The 876-nt window shown below is 58.1% G+C and carries 1 protein-coding gene; it reads right to left on the bottom strand.

Annotated elements, in window-relative coordinates:
• Nucleotides 1-18: 18 nt before the first annotated feature.
• On the bottom strand, nucleotides 19-876 hold an 858-nt coding region (locus J3L12_RS16575; protein ID WP_208016150.1), incomplete at its 5' end, for a hypothetical protein.

The raw sequence follows: 876 nt of genomic DNA, 5'->3' as shown, positions 1-876 counted from the left end.
GGTAGTCATTTGAGATTATCACCGGTGGCTGGATGGAAAGACCTGATGGCGAAGGATGTCAGAGATAGACCAAATGCGGTCAGTGAGATGGGCAGCCATGGCCGGGGAACGGGGTTGGTAGCGTTTATTGCCTGAAGGTTGGGCTAAAGGTATTCGCAGCGAGCGATGGGGGCGAGCGAAGTTGTATACGGTCATGCGCCAGTGACCCCTGGCCTGGCGGGTCTCAGGGATACGGGCAAAAGCCAGGGTTTTACGCACACTAAAGCAATCCATCCGCCGGGCAGTGGCATTGTGGCGTTCAATGGCTGAGGTATTGGGCTTTTGATACCCTAAGCGGTCTAACTCACGCTGGACACGCTTGAATGAGCCATGAGCCAGGCGGGTACTGACCTCGACGACCCCTTTGCCTTCCCGACGCTTGACGATCTGGATATGGGCCTGGCGGCGGTTCAGCCGGTAACGCAGCTTGGGTTTCCGGCCCCGAGTGCCCTGGCGTTTGGGCTGGTAGGGCCTGCCAAACACCAGGGGAAAGAGGCTGGCATAGCCTTCCCAACCGTCGCTCAGCAATACCACCCCCTGGGGGTAGCGCAGACGGGTTTTCCCCTTAGAAAGCAGTTCTTGAGCTAAAGCTTCATTTCGCTGGCCCTGAACCCGTTCAACGATCAGCCGACTGTGGGGGTCGAATAGTTCTGCTTCCCAGCAGGGTTGGGCTTTACTCCCCACATATCCATGTCGTTCATCGGCTTGCAGGGCGGTGCAGGTCAAACCCTGTACCTGTTGCTCATGGAATAGCCGGCCATGCTCACCCACCAACCGCTCCAACCGAGCGATGCTTTCAAGGCTCACCTTGACCAATCGGGCGGTGGCGGCCTTGCT

The sequence above is a fragment of the Meiothermus sp. CFH 77666 genome (assembly GCF_017497985.1).
Classification (GTDB): domain Bacteria; phylum Deinococcota; class Deinococci; order Deinococcales; family Thermaceae; genus Meiothermus.
Note: the sequence above shows the minus strand (reverse complement) of the source record. Positions and strands in the feature narration are given on the sequence as shown.